Origin of the sequence: Streptomyces sp. HSW2009 (assembly GCF_040240285.1) — a bacterium.
GTDB lineage: Bacteria > Actinomycetota > Actinomycetes > Streptomycetales > Streptomycetaceae > Streptomyces.
This window is the reverse complement of the sequence record NZ_JBEHZD010001295.1, coordinates 1-232: the sequence shown is the minus strand read 5'-3', so window position 1 is coordinate 232 and position 232 is coordinate 1. Positions and strand designations below refer to the sequence as shown.

The following is a 232-nucleotide window of genomic DNA, read 5'->3' as shown; positions in this document are numbered from 1 at the left end:
CGCAAGACGCACGGCGTACTCAGGACTCAGGGCATACCGCGCGCCCAAGACGCGCGCGGGGGGGGGGGGGGGGGGGGGGGGGGGCGGGGGGGGGGGGGGGGGGCCGCGGGGGGGGGGGGGGGGGGGGGGGGGGGGGGGGGGGGGGGGGGGGGCTGGTCCCGGGTGGGGGGGGGGGGGGGGGGGGGGGGGGGGGGGTCTTGGGGGGGGGGGGGGCGCGGGGGGGGAGAGAAAG

1 protein-coding gene is annotated in these 232 nt (G+C 87.9%); it reads left to right on the top strand.

What is annotated here, in order from left to right; all coding sequences use genetic code 11:
• Positions 1-232: hypothetical protein (locus AAHZ94_RS35470; protein WP_349997731.1), on the top strand; the 232-nt coding region annotated here is incomplete at both ends.